This window comes from Bacillus spongiae (assembly GCF_037120725.1).
Taxonomy (GTDB): domain Bacteria; phylum Bacillota; class Bacilli; order Bacillales; family Bacillaceae_K; genus Bacillus_CI; species Bacillus_CI spongiae.
Genome location: NZ_JBBAXC010000017.1, coordinates 1 through 19,102, shown reverse-complemented (window position 1 = coordinate 19,102; position 19,102 = coordinate 1). Strand labels below are relative to the sequence as shown.

The window sequence follows — 19,102 nt, the reverse complement described above, 5'->3', positions numbered from 1 at the left end:
CCTTACTTTGAAGAAAAGCAATACACTATTCGTTCACCGAGAGGATTCTTTTCAATGTGTCAGAAGACTATCTTATGTTGGATTTGCTGTATATATAACAACAGAAAACGAACAGCACCCATTTTTTGAAAAACCATTGAAAAATAAATGAAAGAAAACAAATGCACTTGTACGTTTCATTAGAATATGGAAATTCATTAAGTAAAAAGTCACAATAGCTGACCATGTTTCTTATCATTCATAAAGGCAGTCCTTATTGCTAAATTCCTATTTCTCCCTTCAATTAATGAATCGTTTAAAAGAAATTATAAATAAGGACTTTTCACCGTAAACAATACAGTGTAAAATAAATAGAAAATATTGAATTTTTCAATATTTTTATTACCGAGGAGGTTGATGATGAAGATTTTAAGTAATGAACAGCTGGTTGCAGCCTACCGGGACGCGAAAACTCATGGTCAAGAGAAAGATTGGATACAATTGTTAAAAAAGGAACTACGCCAAAGGGGATTAAAACCATTTAAAAGCGTATAAATCAGTCGATAAAGAATAAAAACTGAGACGTTTGGCTATGCCAAGCGTCTTTACACGTGCTCTTTCTTATTTTTTAGTTTTTCCATATCTTTATTTGATAAAATGCCTAGCGCATGGAAAATGTGACTGTACATTAACATTTTTTTAGCATTTTTTGGTGACAAAATGAGTCCCTCCTAATACATACTGTTACTTATAATTTATGCAGATACTAAAAAAAGTTTCCCTAACGCAATTTAAATAACTACTCGCACAGATCCTTACTTGATTCTTCTCATAAAAAAATATTTACGTGCATAAGGTTTAAATGCCCTCCATATTTCAAGTTTAATCAACAATCTAATATGAAACGTTTATTTTAAGTAAAATAAAAACACTAGAATTAAAAAATTCTAGTGTTTTCTTCCTTTGCACGTGAATATTGCATCAGGAATTCGAATAACCTATTATCCTTCAAGCAGTAGGTCTTCAGGGTTTTCTAGAAGTGACTTCACTTTTGCTAAAAAGCCAACCGCTTCTTTTCCATCGATAATACGATGGTCATAGGATAGGGCCACATACATCATTGGACGGTTCTCCATGCGCTCTTTGTCAATCGCAACAGGGCGAAGCTGAATCGTATGCATACCAAGTATTCCTACCTGTGGTCCATTTAAAATTGGTGTAGACAATAATGAACCGAATACGCCACCATTTGTAATGGTAAAGCTTCCTCCTTGAAGATCACTTAATGCCAGTTTATTATCTCTTGCTTTTGTAGCAAGACCGACAATCTCACCTTCAATTTCAGCAAAATTTTTCCGGTCACAATCACGGACAACCGGTACGACAAGCCCATCTTCTGTCGAAACCGCAACGCCGACGTCATAAAATTTCTTTAAAACAATTTCATCGCCTTGAATTTCTGCGTTTACGTAAGGGTATTGTTTTAACGCTGCTACAACTGCTTTTGTAAAGAAGGACATAAATCCTAATCGTACATCATGATCCTCAAAGAATTTATCTTTTTTTCGCTTCCTTAGCTCCATTACATTCGTCATATCAATCTCATTAAAGGTCGTTAACATAGCGGCAGTTTGTTGAACCTCAACAAGTCTTTTCGCAATCGTTTGACGACGACGAGACATTTTTTCACGAACAACCGGTTTTGTATCTACTTGTTTTGGAGCAGGTGCAGGGCTTGATTCCTGCTTTTGTGGCTCTTGAACCGCTTTTGGTTGCTTATCAAATGAATCTACGTCCTGTTTACGAACGCGCCCTAATGGATCAACCGTTGGTACTTCTGATAAATCAATTCCCTTCTCACGGGCAAGTTTTCTTGCAGCAGGAGATGCAATTGGACGTTTTCCATTTTCGTTTACTTCTACTTCTGGCTCACTGCTAACTGCTGGAGAATCCTGTTTTTCAGTTTCTACAACTACTGGTTCCGCTTTCTCCACTTCAGGAGACCCTTCACCGACTAAAGCAATGACTTGGCCCACCTCTACAGTATCACCTTCTACTGCTTTTAATTCTGTTAATACGCCTGCTTCATCAGAAATAACTTCGATATTTACTTTATCTGTTTCTAGCTCTACGATATATTCACCTTTTTCAACCATATCACCTGGCTTTTTCACCCATTGAGCGATCGTACCTTCCGTAATTGATTCTGCCAGTTCTGGAACTCTAATTTCTGCCACTTTCATATCCTCCTCTAACTTAACGGTTTAAAGCTTCCTGTAATATTCTATTTTGTTCTTTTTTGTGTACCGTCGGCTCTCCTTCTGACGGACTTGAACGTCTTCGACGCCCGATATACGAAACATCGATTGAAGCAGAAGCTAATTCATTCAAATATGGCTCAACAAACGTCCATGCACCCATATTTTTTGGCTCTTCTTGTACCCAAACAACCTCGTTTACATTCGGGTAGCGCTTAAGAATATCCGATACCTGTTTTTGAGGGAAAGGATAAATTTCTTCAACTCTTACGATGTGTAGCCAATCACGGTCCTCTCCAGATGCTAGTTTTTCTTCAAGCTCAATGCCAATTTTACCTGTACATAAAACAATTCTTTCCACTGACTCTACATTGTCACCTAATCCTTCTTGCTCCAGTACTGGCTGGAAACGACCCGTTGATAATTGTTCGGGTGTTGCAGAAGCTAGTGTATTACGAAGTAAGCTTTTCGGTGTCATGATGATAAGTGGCCTAACCTCTTCTTTTTGGAGAATGGCCGCTTGTCTTCGTAAAATATGAAAGTATTGGCTTGCCGTTGAAACATTTGCAACAGTCCAGTTGTTTTCCGCTGCAGATTGTAGAAAACGCTCAACTCGTCCTGAGGAATGCTCAGGCCCTTGCCCTTCATAACCATGTGGTAATAGCATAACGAGTCCAGATTTTTGACCCCATTTCGCTCTACCAGATGAGATAAATTGATCAAACATAACTTGAGCCATGTTAGCAAAATCACCAAACTGAGCTTCCCACAATACTAATGTTTCTGGAGCAAATACGTTGTACCCATATTCATATCCAACAACGGCTGATTCTGTTAATGGACTGTTGTGAACAACAAAGGATGCCTTACCACCATCGATATGATGAAGTGGAATATATTCTTCCCCTGTTTCTACATCATGTAAAACAAGGTGACGTTGCGCAAATGTTCCTCTTTCAGAGTCTTGCCCACATAAACGAATCGGAGTTCCGTCCTTTAAAATACCTGCAAAGGCTAATGTTTCAGCATGAGCCCAATTGATTTTCCCTTTACCTTCAAATGGCTCTTTTCTGCGATTTAGTATTCGTTCAAGTTTCTTAAAGACTTTGATATTGGCTGGCCATGTTAAAAGCTTTTCATTTATTTGTTTTAATTCTATTGTATCTATACTCGTATCAACATTCGATAACCCATTCGATACAATTTCAGGCGGATTCATTACGATATCCGGATCATCTTCCTTTTTCGGCACTTTATCAAAAGCGCTTTGAAGAGTTTCTCGAATTTCTTTTTCTAATTTCGCGATTTCTTCGTCTGTAACAATTCCTTCGTTTTTCAATTTATTAGCATATAGTGATTTTGCCGTCGGGTGATTCGAGATAATGCTATACATTAAAGGGTTTGTTACCATTGGCTCATCCGTTTCGTTATGACCAAAACGACGATAGCCAATTAAATCAATGACAAAGTCCTTTTTAAACGTTTCTCGATACTCATATGCTAATACAGCAGCTGCCAAGCATGCTTCCGGATCATCTCCATTAACATGGATAATTGGAACTTCAAATCCTTTCGCAGTATCGGATGAGTATTTCGTTGAACGTGAATCATAACTCTCAGTTGTAAATCCAATCATATTGTTTGCAATAAGATGGATAGAACCTCCTGTTGAATATCCACGTAAACCACTAAAGTTAAACGTTTCTGCAACAATTCCTTGTCCAGGAAAAGCAGCATCTCCATGAATCATGATCGCATAAGATGATTCTGATGATTGAGTTGGGTAGCCAACCCCTTCCCTCTCTTCTTGTGCAGCTCTTGTATAGCCTGCAACAATCGGGCTGATTACCTCTAAATGACTCGGATTATTTGCAAGGGTAATACGCGCTCGAGCGGTATTAGCACCTTTGATTTGTCTATCTGCACCTAAATGATATTTCACATCTCCCGTCCAGCCATACGTTATTCCGATGGAACCTTCTGAAGGGATTAAGTCTTTACTCGGAGAATGCTGAAACTCTGCGAAAATCATTTCGTACGGTTTGCCTATCACATGAGCAAGCACATTCAAACGTCCACGGTGAGCCATTCCAATATTTACGGTCTTGGCTCCTTTTTCTACGGAATGTTGAACTAATTGGTCTAATAATGGGATCATTGAATCTAAGCCTTCAATTGAAAAGCGCTTTTGACCTACAAACGTTTTATGTACAAAATTCTCAAAGCCTTCTACCTCTGATAAACGTTTTAATAGGTTAAGCTTTTCGTCTTTCATAAGGTTTAAATTGATTGAACCAGACTCAATTTTTTGACGCAGCCATTTTTTCTCTTCAAGTTCATGAACATGACTATATTCAAATGCCATTTTATTTGTATAAACTTCTTTTAAATGATTGATCGCATCAAGTCCATTTTGGACGTGTGATGGTGCATCTGGACAAATATATTGAACAGGTACATGTTTTAAGTCTTCTTCGGTTAAATTAAACGTATCAAGCTCAATTCTTCTCGTATCAAGCTTTCTCGTTTTTAACGGATTAATATCTGCTGCTAAATGACCATATGTACGAATATTATCCGCTAATTGAACAGCTGCTACTACTTTTGAAAAAGACGAAGGTGAAATAGCTGCCTCTCTCTCTGTTTCAAGAGAGCTGATTCCATTTGATTGCATTGGAGAACCATATTGTTTAAATAGTTCTTGCAATTCTGCATCAACACTTTCAGGATCATGTTGAAATTGTTCATATACATCCATGACGTAACCAAGGTTTGGTCCAGAAAATTGTTTCCATGGATCCACTTGGTTCGAATGCTTTTTCATGTGTAAAACCTCCAACGATATTGCCCCATTTTTCTCTATTCATTATGGGTTCCATTTATTCTCTTTTTTTCACAATTCAAATAATAAAAATATTATAGCAATAGAAGAAATGAAACGCTTACATTGCCATTTTATCACTCGTTTGTAGGAAGGAAAAGACTTTAAAGTAAATTTCATAAATTTTTGATGATTAGGCTATTTCATTTGCTCATTATACTCAATAAATCCATCATATAATGAAGGTTTTAAAATATCCGCTAGACTATTCTGAAATAACAAATAATAAAGCGCTTCCTTTTCCAAAAAAACGTAAGCAACGTATCAATTCATTTTCATTAACCATCTTACTACTACTGTCTAAAAAAACCAAATATTTTTTTCTGTTTTCAACAATTTTTCTACAATTTTTTTTGGTCATTTTGCCCATTATTCTTCTCTACAAATGAACATCCATTTTCAATTGGGCATATCATGGGTATATAGCGGAGAAAATTACGACAAGGTTTATAGATTTTTCGTTAGGGAATCTTTAAACCGTACATTTTATTAAAGAGAAACTTCTTTCAGATGTTCGAAGGATGTGACGAAGAAGATGTTTCCATGGAACATGTTATTCCCTAATTTAAAAAATGGTCAAAAAAATGGTTTTCCTTCCTTCAAAGCAGACGATATTGAGCAATATGTTCAAAATATTATAGATTCTGCTTTACATGCACAAAACCATGGACAATCAAATACAACATCAGATACGAACTCGGATGACACTCAAGCTAATGAAGGTGTTCCGCTCAATATATACGAAACCTTTGATTTTATCTTTCTTCGCTTGGAGATAGACGAAGAGGAAGTGAAAAACACAAAAATTTCTCACACGTCACATTCCATTTCCATATCAACTGGTTTCTCAGATGAAAGACATACCATTCCCCTCCCTTCACCCGTTCGTAAAAAAGGAACCTACGCTCAATATAAAGAGGGAATGCTTGAAATTAGATTATTAAAACTAAAGGAAATTGAGTACACTGAAATCGATATTATAAGGAGAAAGTAACCTTCCATAGGATTTCTTTTAGAAACAATATAAGGTCTAGTTTAATAAAACCAAAAAACTGAGAAGTTTGTCTCATCCTTCTCAGCTTTTTCCCTCATTTAGTTTAATTAAAACCTCTGTTCCTTTGTTCTCTTCACTTGAGATGTGAATTTCTCCACTATAGCGACTAATAATTCTCTTTGCGATAGCTAGCCCTAGACCATTCCCACCTCGTTCTCGACTCCTTGATTTATCTGTTCGATAAAACCGATGAAACACTTTCGGAATATCATTAGCCGGTATACCCATTCCAAAATCTTTTATCAAAATGAGGACCTTCCCGCTGTTTTGTTTTATCGTAATCACAATATCTTTTCGTTGTTCCGAGTATTTAACAGCATTGTCTAGTAAAATAATCAAAAGTTGTTCAAAATGCCGCGGTGATATATCTGTTAGATATTGTTTAGATTCTTTGTCTACCGTAAACGAAAATGAGGGGTAAAGCACATGAAAGTCATCCATTACCCTATTTATAATGTCCACTATATCTGTTGCATAATATTCTTCTCTTTTATCGTCTTGTTTCGTTAAGGCTAATAAATCCTCCACAAGCTCCTTCAGTCGCTGCAATTCTTCTAGTGAAGAAAATAAGGATTCTTCTAACACTTTCGGGTCATTTTTCCCCCACCTTTGTAGCAACCTGAGATGTCCTTCAATGATTTGTAAAGGAGTTCGCAACTCATGAGATGCGTCTTCAACAAATTGTTGTTGCTGATCAAAGCTACTTTCCACCTTCTCCATCATCCTATTAAAGAGGATGAGCAGTTCACCTAATTCATCTTGTGAAGGAAGCGTTTCTACTCGTTCTTGCAATCCATTTCTTTCAATTCGTTTAATCGTATACTTTAAGTCTTTCACTGGGCGACTAAACCTCTTTGCTAAAAAATACCCAACAAGGGCACTAATTAAAAGCGCAAGTATCCCTAGACCAACGGTTAGCCAAAGAAGATTGGCCATCATTTTTTCATATCTTGCTAATGGAGAGATGAGAACCATATATCCATTAAAATTATTAGAAATGATGGGTCCTGTTCCAATGTAATAGGGGTCTGAATTTACTTCTATTAATTGAACATTTTTTTCTTTTGAAAGAGGGATTTCCGGTAATTCTGATGGTGAAATAGAGGTTGATGAAATATTTAGAAATAATTGTCCTCTTGAATTAAAAATCACTACCGCTTGTTTACGATCAATAATTTGCTGAATAAGCGTTTCACTCTCCACTATTTCTCCTTTTGTAATAACAGGTCCTCTTTGTTGATAAAAGACTGAGAGCTCGTTAAGCGTTTGAGTGACACTCACCTTTTCTTCCGTTAACATCCAATCTTTTATTGATAAATATTGAATAAGGCTAAATACCGTAAACGTAATAAAAATGACACTAGCTGATGCAATGGTCCATTTGACCGTTAAGGAAGAAGATTTAATCCACTTAAGCACCTTCTTCATTTTCTCATCACATAACCCGTACCACGAACGGTTTCGATGTACGGCCCTTCTTTATCTCCATGCAATTTATTTCGTAAATACCTTACATAGACATCGACTACATTTGTCTCCACCTCGGTGTCATACCCCCACACTTTTTCTAATAATTGCTCCCTTGTTAAAACAATATTGACATTTTCCATAAAGGATAATAATAAATCATACTCTCGTTTCGTCAGTTCAACCTCTTTACCGTCTTTTTTCACGATTCTCGACTCTTTTTCAAGAACTAAATCTCTATTCCTCAATTGCGAGAGGGGTTTTTCTTTATTCCCCTCAAACCTTCGAAAGAGAGCACGAATTCTTGCTAAAAGTTCTTCTATCGCAAATGGTTTGACAATATAGTCATCTGCCCCACTATCAAGACCAGAAACCCGATCCATAACCCCGTCTCGCGCCGTAATCATAATGATTGGCGTTGATTTGACTTGCCGAATTCTCCTACATACTTCAATCCCATTTATATTCGGGAGCATTAAATCCAATAGTATAACATCCCAGTCTTCTGCTACTGCCATGTTTACTCCTTCACGACCATCATTTATAATCTGAACATGATATCCCTCATATGAGAGCTCTAATTCAAGGAATCTAGCCAAATTCTTTTCATCTTCCACTATTAGTATTCTTTTCATCATCTTTCACTCGCTTCATCTGTAGTGTCTACTTAACCATCATTTTATACTTAACGTAAGGAATGATTTTTCCCACTCATTATGGTATTCTTTTATAAACGAATATTCTAAAAAATAGAGGGATTTAAACGTGAACTATTCAATTCATTTTATGGGGGATAGCGCAATTATCATTCATTTCGAAATCAAAGCGGATGAATCCTTTCCCCTATTGCAGTTAATCGCCAAAGACATTGAGCGACAGTTGGGGAGCATCATTTTGGAAGTTGTCCCCGCCTATCAATCCATTACTATCCATTATACCCCTTCTATCTTATCTCATGATAGAATGGCTGAACTAGAGGAAATTCTAAAAACAATGCCACGACTTAACAACCATTCTACTTTATCTCACTCTAGAAAGGTAATAATTCCTGTGTGTTACGACGAGGAATATGCGCCAGATTTACAACAGCTTTGTCACCAGCTAGCTTTATCCAAAGAAGAATTTATCTCACTACACACAAGGCCAGTCTATTCGGTTCATTTTATTGGATTTACGCCTGGGTTTCCTTTTTTAATAGGTTTACCACCTCAACTATCTGCTTCACGTAAACCAAATCCTAGGTTAAAAGTCAAAGCAGGATCTGTAGGGATTGCTGGCTCGCAAACAGGGATTTATCCTGAAGACAGTCCAGGTGGGTGGCAAATTATCGGTCGAACACCCGTCCCATTATTTATTACTAGCAAATCCCCTCCATCCTACTTATGCCCTGGAGATACCGTTGTTTTCACTTCCATTTCTTCAACCGAGTACAAACTAAAATTGAACCACCTAACAACAAGAAACGACACATAAATATGAAGTACGATAGAAAGGAGGAAATGTCTGCTATTAAAACAAATTCACCTATTCTTTTGCACTGCTCATAATGATTCAAGCAAATTTAGGCCAAGAAACACTTATCATTTAATTCCACCATTCCTTTATTCATTTCTTCTCATGTTTTGAATCTACGAATATAGCAGGTAGCAAAAGCCAAATTTTCATTATGGAAGAAGAATACAGACTCAAACGAAGGATAACATCTTATGAGTCACTAAAGATTCTTCGCATTCGCACAATGAAAAAGTGTGGCATGGGAACTTATCGATTGTGATAAATAGCAGGTAGCATCCATGAGTTTTTATATAAATAAATCAGGCTTATTTACCACCATTCAAGATTTAGGCCGAATTGGTTATCGAAAATATGGCGTCCCAAAAAGCGGAGCCATGGATGAATGGGCATGTGGACTCGCTAATATTATGTTACATAACTCCACCGATTGTCCGTGCTTAGAAATTACTTTAATGGGTCCCGTAATAGACGTTCTCGCTCCAACACAAATATGTGTATGCGGAGGGAACCTTTCTCCAAAAATTAACCTTACTCCCATTGAAAACGGCAAACCGTACTTAGTTAAAAAAGGCGATTCAATTTCATTTGGAAGAGTGATATCAGGCTGTCGAGCATACCTTGCTGTAAAAGGGGGATTTACCCTTTCACCAATTTTAAACAGTTATAGTACATACGTTCCTTCTGCTTTCGGGGGTCTTCATGGAAAGCCGATTCAAAATGGGGATACTCTACCTTTCACTCCGATTGATGAGGAACTGTTTAAACGAAAAATCTCACCTGCTTTATTCAAATACCTTGAGGCAGATTCAATTCGAATTCTCCGTGGAAGACATTTTGACGATTTTACTAAGTGTTCTCAAAATGCTTTTTTATCTACCCCATATCAGCTTTCTGCTAAAGCTAATCGTATGGGCTATCGTCTAAACGGAGAACCTGTTCTAACGCAAATGAAGAAACACTACCCTACCGAAGGGGTCACCATAGGTACGATTCAAGTGCCTCCTAATGGAAATCCCATTATATTGCTGAGTGATGCCCAAACAACCGGTGGCTACCCGAAAATCGCTCACGTTATTACGGGTGACCTCCGCATTTTAGCACAAAAAAAACGTCGTGATACGATTTCTTTTCAGGAAGTAACATTGGAGGAAGCGTTACGTATCTACCAACAACTTGAACGAATAAAGCGGCAAATTGAGGCCGTAATGAACATTAATAAGGGGGGATTATCTTGACATTCATCGATATTAATTGCGATATAGCCGAGGGGTTTCCTTATGATCAAGAACTAATGAAATACATCTCCTCAGCCAATATAGCCTGTGGGTTTCATGCAGGAGATCACCAAACAATGAGAAGAACAGTTAAATTAGCGCTTGAAAACTCTGTTAAGATTGGTGGGCATCCTGGGCTGGACGATCGTAAAAATTTCGGAAGAAAAAAAAGAAATATCTCTCCTGAAGATTTATATAGCCTTTTGCTCTTTCAATTCGGGGCATTATTCGCTATCACCAAAGCCGAAGGAGGTCACCTACATCATATAAAAGCACACGGAGCGTTGTACCATATGATAAATGAAGAAGTTGACTTAGCCAAAGCCTTTTGTCATAGCATTATCAATTTTGACCCTCATTTAACCATTTATTGCCCACCTTATGGACAGTTGCACACGATAGGAAATTCATTTGGACTTACAATAAAAAAAGAAGTTTTTGCTGATCGAACTTACAGGAAAGACGGGTCACTCGTTCCTAGAGAGAAGGAACATGCAATGATTACAAGAAAAGAAGAAGCACTAAAGCAACTATTGTTAGTCATTACAGAAGAGAAAGTAATGTGTGAAGATAACACAGAGTTAGCATTAAGTGGAGATACCTTTTGTTTACATAGTGACCAGCCTCAAGCTGCTTCCTTTGCAAAATATTTAAGGAAACAGCTTGGGAACCATCAAATACGTATTATGTGAAGTAAGATTCTATCCTTTGACAAGACGGGTCACTCTAGTTCTGGTCGTTATGACTTTTTAACCCTTACGCCCAAGTTTGCCAGCATTTCAAAATAATTCGGACATGTTTTTGAAACACAACCGGGGTTTTTGATTTCAATCCCCTCTACCCTACAACCTATTAGCGCAAGAGACATTGCGACACGATGATCATCGTAGGAATCTAAAAGAGATGGAGTAGGCTTTCCTGGATAAATTTTTAATCCATCCTCAAATTCTTCTACTTTAATTCCAAGCTTAGTTAGCGATTGACATATGGCTGTTATCCGATTTGATTCATGATGACGTATATGAGCAACCTCTCTTATCGTAATTGGCGCATCGGCAAATGGAGCAATGGCGGCAAGAGTCAGCGTTTGATCAGACAGCTCTCTCATTGATAGTTCAAACCCTCCCTTCAACTGAGGAGCTCCTTGTAACTCAATAAATGATGAACCTTTTCTAATTTTACAGCCCATCTTTTCTAAAATGTCGACCATCTGTATGTCTGGCTGTTTTGTTCCATATGAAAGGCGATCAATACGTATCCTCCCGTTGGTCAATGCCGCCAGCGCAAGAAAATAACATGCGGTAGACGCATCCGCTTCTAATGTAACCTGCTGAGGTGAATAACTTGATGGGTTTACTTTGATTTCTTGAAGTGTGTGATCATAGTCGACGTCTGCCCCAAACTGTTCCATCATTTGAAGAGTTAAGGTTACATAGGAATGTTGGACAATATAGTCCGGTATTCTTATCGTTATCGGACTTTTTGCATATGGAGCCGCAATAAGTAATCCACTAATAAATTGGCTTGATACCTTACCTGAAAGAGACACTTCTCCTCCCTTTAAACCCTTACCTTTAAGGGCTAATGGGTAATGTCCTTGTTTTTTCACGTATTCTATTTCTGCCCCTAATTGGTTTAAAGCCTCTATAACAGGAGCTACGGGTCTATTACTCATCTGTTCACTTGCCTCAATAGCCCATTTTCCTTTTGTAGAAATAGCTAAAGCACCAGGTAAAAACCTTGCAATCGTTCCAGCAGACCCTATATACAAATTCCCTGAGGTCCATTCTCCTCCTTTCCCTTCAATTAAAACGGTATCTTCTTCTTGATGAATGACAATCCCTAATCTTCTTAATGAATCTATGCACCAATACGAATCATCACTGTTTAGTATTCCTGAGAGTCTTGATGGACCATGAGCCAAAGCACTTATAATTAATGCACGGTTGGTTAAGCTTTTACTTCCTGGAATAGTTATCGTTCCATTCATCCGTTTTTTAGGCGGAGAAATGATAACTGTATTCGCCTCACCTATTGAACGAGTGTTGGAACCTTCATTTTTCTTCATGATTAATCTCCTTCTACACATATGATTCTTTCATTATAATTTTGGTCATGTTATAAATAAAATAAATATATTTAATAATAGGTATAGGTGGTATTTATATGATAAGTGTAGAATTGTATCGAGTTTTTTATGTAACGGCCCAAGAAAAAAGCTTCTCCAAAGCCGCAATGAAACTATATGTTACTCAGCCTAGCGTGAGTCATTCCATTAAACAGTTAGAGGAAGCATTACAGCTACAACTATTTATTAGAACACCAAAAGGAGTGAGCATGACAAACGAGGGCAAAGCTTTATTTCACTTCATAGAACAAGCTTTTTCTTTAATTGATAGCGGAGAAAGAAAAGTGACTGAAATGAGAGAACTACAAGCTGGATCTGTTACAATTGGAGGCAGTGACTCTATATGCAAACACGTTTTACTCCCTTCCATTCAATCTTTTCAACACCTGTATCCCGATATCCGCATAAAACTTCAACATGGATCTACCCCTACCATTATTGAGAAACTAACTAGTGGGATTATTGATTTCGGTTTTATTCATTTACCGATTCATGATCAACAAATTGAAGTAACAGAAATTCTTTCAAGTAGAAATATTTTTGTAGTAGGGGAAAAATACAAAGCATTGAGTGAAGAAGTAGCTATTTTAAAAGATTTACTTCAATACCCTATTATTTCTTTTTCTGAAACAAGTAGTTCAAGAAGATTTCTTAACGATTTATTTCAAAAGCAGGGATTCATAGTAAAGCCTGATATTGAAGTAGGAAGCGTTGATTTAATCATTGAATGTGCAAAAATTGGCATGGGAATCGCCTTTGTCGCAAAGGAGTACGTTACACAAGAACTAGACAAACAAACTCTATTTGAAGTAAAGCTAGAAGAAAAAATAGTGAATAGAAAGATTGGATTAGTAAAGATGAAGGAACTACCACTATCTGTTGCTGCGTCGGCATTTTATCAGCACTTATTACAAAAGGCATAAAGTTTCATTTAATACGATAAGTGTCTTTAAAACCCTTTTTCTAGCAAATCTTCAAGGGCACAAACAATAATACGTAAAAAAACAAGTCTACTATATAGTAGGAATAACTAGCGTTCGAACTACTTCCCACAATGATCATAATGGTATTGATAACGATTCAGCTAGAAACATGGTTAAATAAAATATTGTTAATGAATTCAATTTCAGATAAAAATACAAGTGAAAAGAATCAAATTAGTAAGAATGGAGTAATGTCTTTTATCTAGTTCCAGGTGCTATAGATAGTTTGATTCATCAGTAATTCACTATTTCACTCACTTCTTAATAAAGATTTATCAATAGGAGTGAGATAAATTTTGTTTATTGAATAATTGACATTCATAATAGGGCTTATTGTTATAGTGATTGTGTAATCATAGCTGATATAACGCTTATTTTACCCTTCAAGAAAGGTGAACGTATCTGTTGCTTAGGCGGAGGGTTAGCCCTTGGTACTAGTTCACAAAGTAGGTAGGCTAATTACAGCCCTACCTTTGTCCTACAATAATTAATTCCTGGATTACACGCTTCTGGTGGACTACTTGGGTTGTCTGTACACACATTTCCATTGTAAATATTCGGAGTTGTAAGTCTGCTCCAACCAATACAAACTTCTCTTTATCTGGAGAGGTTTACTTCTTAAGAACCACATATCGTAGCAGGATCGCTATCCCCACATTGGTTCCCATCATAGGTGTTGTCGGCAAAAGCATTACCTAGCGCTTGAATGTCAAACTCAAAGTTATTTCTCGCTTTGTTAAAGCGAATGGTATTGCCAATTGCTCCGTCTTGAACAGTAATCCCATCATTTATAGCTTGGGTACCATTATTATTAACAGTGTTTGAATCAATGATATTATCATTAGAGTTATTTTCAATATCCATACCACTCCCAGTATTATTACATACCAGGTTATCTATAATACTATTATTACTATCGCCTCCAACCAGTATTCCCCTAGTAATGTTTTGACTGATTATATTATTCAAAAGCGTATTAAAATCTGAATTCACAAAAAATCCTTCACCTAAATTTTTCTCAGATGTAACCTTTAAGAATTTATTATTTTCACTTCCACCCGTAATATTAACTCCGTTGTCTGCATTTGTAACACCTAAGCAATTTATTAAACAATTGTGTTCTGCAGCGTTTACTTCAAATCCATCATCGCCATTAAACAATGTCGTACACTGAATAAGCAAATTATTGTCTCCACCAACCTGAATACCGTCAGATGCTGTTGGACCATTATTCAGTTTTGACTCAATATCTTTTAGAATATTATTATTAGAATTCACAAAAACACCATCTAGAGGAAATCCTTGAACCGTGAATTTTTGCAATATTGTTTGATTCTCACTCACTATAACTCCCCGTCCCAAAATATCCGCTGGCTCACCATCGATGATTGTTCGACCAATCCCACAACCAAAGATTTTTAAATTCTCCACTGTTACTTCAAATCCATCAAACTTTCCTGCTAAAATTTTAATACTGTCGCCAGGACTTGATGCATTAATAGCATCCTGTACCGTCGGAAAAGCTACTGTTGGTACAATTCGTAGCATATCTTTCCCCCTCCTCTCTTCATAAAATTTGTGCGTTAACTAGTTCACAAGTTCGGTAGGCTGATTACAGCCCTACTTTTGTCCCACATTAATTAATCCCTGGATCACACGCATCAGGTGGACTACTTGGGTTGTCTGTACACACATTTCCGTTGTAAATATTCGGCGTTGCAGGACCTGCTTCATCCAATATGCTGAAGTTTTCGTTTAGCTTTAATTTATTGAAGGTAATCGCATTCGGCTCCACAGTACCAGCACCAATAATCACAAAGATTCCCGCATTATCTGGTTGCATCATCATCCCATTTCCACGTACAATATTCCAGTCAACACGATTTCCATTTGGCTCATTACCTTCTGGACCTACTATAGCAATCCCGATTGACGTATTATTACAACATCTGTTTTCTTGAATTATATTATCGTCTGTTTGGCAGTTAATCCCTATATTGTTTTTAATCGCTGTATTGCCAACGAGTGTGGTTAAATTTCCGATTTGTGCATCCTGTGTATTCAATAAAAATCCAGATCCTGTGTTAAGTTTTGCTACATTATCGACAAGGATATTATTCTCATCGACCACACGATAACCATCGGTATTTTCATTGCTTGTATTTTCGACTAGACAGTTGTTATTTCCCGAAATAAGAAATCCTTCACTAACATTGGATTTAGCGATATTTTCACTAAAGGTGTTATCACTTCCCACAATTCTAAAACCTTCACCATTAAACATAGCCTCTATCCTTTGGACGACGTTGTTATCACTTATTATATTTAAACCCACATCACTATATCCTTGTACACTAAAGTCTTTTAAATAGGTCTGTAATGCCTGAATTTCAACACCAATTGCCAATCCGCCAAAAAAGGTGGTTTTCCCGATTCCACAACCAGCGATTCGAACACGTTCAAGTGGGTCTCCATTTTGATCTTGATTCGGTAGCTCGAATGAAGGAAAATTCCCAGCTCTTACTACAATTGAATCTCCCGATACAAGAATTGGAGGAACACCGTTATCAATCACAGCCTGAACGGTAGGAAAGTCATCTGGTACAATAAAAATTGTCATTTTTCTCCCTCCTTTCTAATTAGATATTGTCTTGACTGTTCATTCCTAGCAATCTTCTACGGTTTCAAAAAGCTCAATGACATTTTCTACTTTAAATTGAAGTAACATTTCCTTTTTGATTACATGCTTAAGCGTTTCATTCACGTTATCGTTCACCGCGAGCAAATCTTCGATTGTTAAACAATCATCTTCGAAAGCGACAACAGCTGCTTGAATTTTTTCGCCTTCAGCGTTCATAATGTGGGCGAGAGCGAGCTCTTCTTGCCCAACGGTTGCGAGAAGAAATAAGAGGGTTTGATTTTTATCTAAATCTGGTAAGTTATTAAACATATCTGGAAAGTTAGGTTGTCCCATCAGAATCAACTCCTTTCTTTTTTATTTTTTCCTCGTATTATTTTATGTAGAAAGACAAAGTGTGCTTGTGTAAATAACTAGCTTAATATAAAAAAGCTACGTGTATTCCGTTCCACGTAGCTTTCGAAAGGAGTTGTGGGACCTTTCCAGTAGTCCCATTATTAGTATATGAAAGTTTCATAATAGTGATTGGACAACTTCCCTATACAAACCTCTTATATAGTGAATTCTTTCAAATATACATAATGTCTGACATTAAATAGAAATGTAGTGTTATTATACATTATAATAAATATCTTGACTTTTAATAAAATATGGTACCATTGCTTTTTAAACCTTACTATCATCTATATAAACTATTTCACATTAAATCAATAACCTATGCAAGTCATCTAGGTCTTATTCGGCGTTTGTAACCTTTTCAAAACAAAAAAACTCACTAGTACCTGTATTCCCATTTATACCTACACAAGCTATTCCAATAAAACGATGTTCACAGTCTATTAAACTTATATTGACAGAAAACCACTCAAAAAGCTTCATATAAAATTAATTCTTGTTCCACTTGAGGTAATTGACTCAATATTTCATCTTTTTTCCCTTTATCTAAAAGTTCTGACTGCCTTGACGATTCATCGACTAAAAAGACGACTAGCTCGCTCTCAGGAATGTTTTTATTGGGTAAATAATTTTCATCAAAAATATATGGTTTACAGATATAATAAATTTCATTTTCAATTTTTACTTCTTTTAACAAAAGCATAAGCCCTTCATTTGTTTGGACACTTCGCTTTATCTCCTTTACTTTAGAAAATGATGCCTCTCCTTCAATCGAAAGAAACTTTGATTCTGCAACAAACGTCCACTGTTTAGTTTGAAAAGGAGTAACATTTAGTGGCTCAACAACGATTTCGAAATCAGGGTATTCCTCCACTAACGCTTGATAAACTTCCATCTTAGAGTACCCTTTAAAGCCTAATGTAAAAATCATTAACGTTAACCCCAAAATCAATACTGAAAGTTGAAGCTTTCTTTGCTTTGGATGGAAAAAAATCAATAGTGCAATGAATATCAAAAATGGGATGGCAAGAAATAAATCATTTCCTGAAAATAAATAAAATCCAGTTCCCCTCGATTCAAAAATCGGATATAACCAGGGCGCTCCATTATCGAGTGTATCCATTACTAAGTGCCCAATAATGAGAGATAAAAATAATGCCATCCATTGTCGGCTAAAACGAATTCCAGTGATAAAAATACGAGACATCATTGCCAAACCTAAAGTTAAACTTGGAACGACAAAAAGAGAATGTGCCCAAAAATAAATATCCCCGCCTAATAGAACAGTTAACAAATCTGGGATAAGACCTGCTAGAAAGCCAAAAAACATTAAAATCCACATATCTTTTCTTCGTGAGACTTGTTTATAACACACTAGAAAGGCAACAAAAGCTCCCACAGCTCCATGGTACCCAACTTCTCCTATCACATTCAATATACTCATTCAACACGACTCCCTATAAAAATTCTTCTTATCGTACTTTTCCCCCATTGGTAACGCCTTTCGAGAAAGTCATTTTTCCTTATTCAGAACGATTGTATACTTTTTCGTATACTATCTCATTTTCACTAGAAAAGCCTTTAATCATAACAAATTCCTCTACTAATTCAGTAGTATAAAACAATGGATAACCATTATAATGGTAATGCTTAATACTGTTTGTTTGATCATTTAAGGAAACTTCCTTTATCTCTTTATCATCGATTAAACCCGAAAAGAAATGATAATCTGTCCCTTGAAGTGAAGTTCCACTTATTAGTCCCCCAAAAATAATTTCTTCTCCCTCATTGTTTTCCTTATAACTTCCATAGGTTAATATTTCTTTATCCTCGAACAAATAATAGTAAATACCCCCACTTTCATCCGTAATAAAGTTTAACGTTATCGTCTCATTAATATCGATCGTCTCCATCGTCTCTTCAACAAAAGGAAAGTTGTGTGCTGTTCGAGTATCCATTATCATAAAAGTATTTACTTCCTTCCCTTTAAACTTTGCAATCAACATAGCAACGAGTAACAATGAGATTGAAAAAGCTACCATCACTCGTAAAGCTGGCGACGATGATGCTATGGCTTTCTTAATCAACTTAAATTCCTCCTTAATAAAATCATGCATTGTGTGGTTCTGTTATGAATTATTCGCATTATCTATTCATTCACAAGTAGCTTCTAAAGATCGTTTCATTACGTTATAGCTAAAAAAGACTAAATCACTCCATTTAATTCACAATGTCATCATTCTCTCCTCTCTTCTAATTTATAGACGTCAGAAAATTGTCTTCCCCTACACCATTCTTTTATTTTTTACTTGTTTTATGAGATTTCGATTGTAATAGGAAAAGGAAAATTACAAATTATGTTTAGTTAGGTGTTTATTTGTCATGAGTAATATTTACATAAAAAATGAGGCTGGGACATAACTAGCTTCAAAAAGTGAGAAAGGTGAATTTGAGAGTTCTCAAATTCACCTTTCTTTTATTTTTGGGTTTGTATACTTGTATAACCTTAGTTAATGGCAGTGAATTTTC

The 19,102-nt window shown here is 36.4% G+C and carries 16 protein-coding genes; 6 read left to right on the top strand and 10 right to left on the bottom strand.

The window, feature by feature from the left end; all coding sequences use genetic code 11:
- The first annotated feature begins 396 nt into the window (after positions 1-396).
- Complete coding sequence (gene sda / locus WAK64_RS17605) at positions 397-534, top strand: sporulation histidine kinase inhibitor Sda (protein WP_336588314.1); 138 nt, start codon at positions 397-399, stop codon at positions 532-534.
- Positions 535-980: 446 nt separating this feature from the next.
- Here sda and odhB read toward each other — a convergent pair whose 3' ends face one another.
- Both odhB and WAK64_RS17595 read right to left on the bottom strand, forming a co-directional pair.
- The gene (gene odhB, locus WAK64_RS17600; protein ID WP_336588313.1) at positions 981-2,216 is read right to left on the bottom strand and encodes a 2-oxoglutarate dehydrogenase complex dihydrolipoyllysine-residue succinyltransferase; all 1,236 of its coding nucleotides are present in this window, start codon (positions 2,214-2,216) and stop codon (positions 981-983) included.
- Between the two features lie 19 nt (positions 2,217-2,235).
- Positions 2,236-5,061, bottom strand: a complete 2,826-nt coding sequence (locus tag WAK64_RS17595; protein ID WP_336588312.1) for a 2-oxoglutarate dehydrogenase E1 component — start codon at positions 5,059-5,061, stop codon at positions 2,236-2,238.
- Positions 5,062-5,653: 592 nt separating this feature from the next.
- Here WAK64_RS17595 and WAK64_RS17590 point away from each other — a divergent pair.
- Positions 5,654-6,112, top strand: coding sequence for an Hsp20/alpha crystallin family protein (locus WAK64_RS17590; protein WP_336588311.1), 459 nt, complete (start codon positions 5,654-5,656; stop codon positions 6,110-6,112).
- An 81-nt stretch (positions 6,113-6,193) separates the two neighbouring features.
- On the opposite strand, the gene WAK64_RS17585 is transcribed toward WAK64_RS17590, so the two are convergent.
- Both WAK64_RS17585 and WAK64_RS17580 read right to left on the bottom strand, forming a co-directional pair.
- Positions 6,194-7,600, bottom strand: coding sequence for a sensor histidine kinase (locus WAK64_RS17585; protein ID WP_336588310.1), 1,407 nt, complete (start codon positions 7,598-7,600; stop codon positions 6,194-6,196).
- On the bottom strand, positions 7,597-8,274 hold the full coding sequence (locus WAK64_RS17580; RefSeq protein WP_336588388.1) for a response regulator transcription factor: 678 nt from the start codon (positions 8,272-8,274) through the stop codon (positions 7,597-7,599). The genes WAK64_RS17585 and WAK64_RS17580 overlap by 4 nt, the downstream gene beginning before the upstream one ends.
- 130 nt (positions 8,275-8,404) lie before the next feature.
- Between WAK64_RS17580 and pxpB the strand changes: the two genes are divergently transcribed.
- The 3 genes from pxpB (at position 8,405) to WAK64_RS17565 (ending at position 11,120) form a co-directional block, all read left to right on the top strand.
- The gene (gene pxpB, locus WAK64_RS17575) at positions 8,405-9,112 is read left to right on the top strand and encodes a 5-oxoprolinase subunit PxpB (RefSeq protein ID WP_336588309.1); all 708 of its coding nucleotides are present in this window, start codon (positions 8,405-8,407) and stop codon (positions 9,110-9,112) included.
- A gap of 320 nt (positions 9,113-9,432) precedes the next feature.
- The gene (locus tag WAK64_RS17570; protein ID WP_336588308.1) at positions 9,433-10,389 is read left to right on the top strand and encodes a 5-oxoprolinase subunit C family protein; all 957 of its coding nucleotides are present in this window, start codon (positions 9,433-9,435) and stop codon (positions 10,387-10,389) included.
- Positions 10,386-11,120: a 5-oxoprolinase subunit PxpA gene (locus WAK64_RS17565; protein ID WP_336588307.1), complete on the top strand. Its 735-nt coding sequence runs from the start codon at positions 10,386-10,388 to the stop codon at positions 11,118-11,120. Before WAK64_RS17570 ends, WAK64_RS17565 begins: the two co-directional genes overlap by 4 nt.
- A gap of 47 nt (positions 11,121-11,167) precedes the next feature.
- Here WAK64_RS17565 and aroA read toward each other — a convergent pair whose 3' ends face one another.
- The gene (gene aroA / locus WAK64_RS17560) at positions 11,168-12,496 is read right to left on the bottom strand and encodes a 3-phosphoshikimate 1-carboxyvinyltransferase (RefSeq protein ID WP_336588306.1); all 1,329 of its coding nucleotides are present in this window, start codon (positions 12,494-12,496) and stop codon (positions 11,168-11,170) included.
- A 98-nt stretch (positions 12,497-12,594) separates the two neighbouring features.
- Here aroA and WAK64_RS17555 point away from each other — a divergent pair, with 98 nt between their 5' ends.
- Positions 12,595-13,479 carry a LysR family transcriptional regulator gene (locus WAK64_RS17555; protein WP_336588305.1) on the top strand — a complete coding sequence of 295 codons (885 nt, stop codon included), beginning with the start codon at positions 12,595-12,597 and terminating at the stop codon, positions 13,477-13,479.
- Positions 13,480-14,157: 678 nt separating this feature from the next.
- Here WAK64_RS17555 and WAK64_RS17550 read toward each other — a convergent pair.
- From WAK64_RS17550 to WAK64_RS17530, 5 genes are all read right to left on the bottom strand, one after another.
- Positions 14,158-15,087 carry a right-handed parallel beta-helix repeat-containing protein gene (locus WAK64_RS17550; RefSeq protein ID WP_336588304.1) on the bottom strand — a complete coding sequence of 310 codons (930 nt, stop codon included), beginning with the start codon at positions 15,085-15,087 and terminating at the stop codon, positions 14,158-14,160.
- 88 nt (positions 15,088-15,175) lie between these two features.
- Positions 15,176-16,159 carry a right-handed parallel beta-helix repeat-containing protein gene (locus WAK64_RS17545; protein WP_336588303.1) on the bottom strand — a complete coding sequence of 328 codons (984 nt, stop codon included), beginning with the start codon at positions 16,157-16,159 and terminating at the stop codon, positions 15,176-15,178.
- 45 nt (positions 16,160-16,204) lie between these two features.
- Positions 16,205-16,513, bottom strand: coding sequence for an alpha-helical endospore appendage domain-containing protein (locus tag WAK64_RS17540; protein ID WP_336588302.1), 309 nt, complete (start codon positions 16,511-16,513; stop codon positions 16,205-16,207).
- 529 nt (positions 16,514-17,042) lie between these two features.
- Positions 17,043-18,017, bottom strand: a complete 975-nt coding sequence (locus WAK64_RS17535; RefSeq protein ID WP_336588301.1) for a metal-dependent hydrolase — start codon at positions 18,015-18,017, stop codon at positions 17,043-17,045.
- A gap of 79 nt (positions 18,018-18,096) precedes the next feature.
- Positions 18,097-18,660 carry a hypothetical protein gene (locus WAK64_RS17530; RefSeq protein ID WP_336588300.1) on the bottom strand — a complete coding sequence of 188 codons (564 nt, stop codon included), beginning with the start codon at positions 18,658-18,660 and terminating at the stop codon, positions 18,097-18,099.
- Between the last annotated feature and the right edge of the window lie 442 nt (positions 18,661-19,102).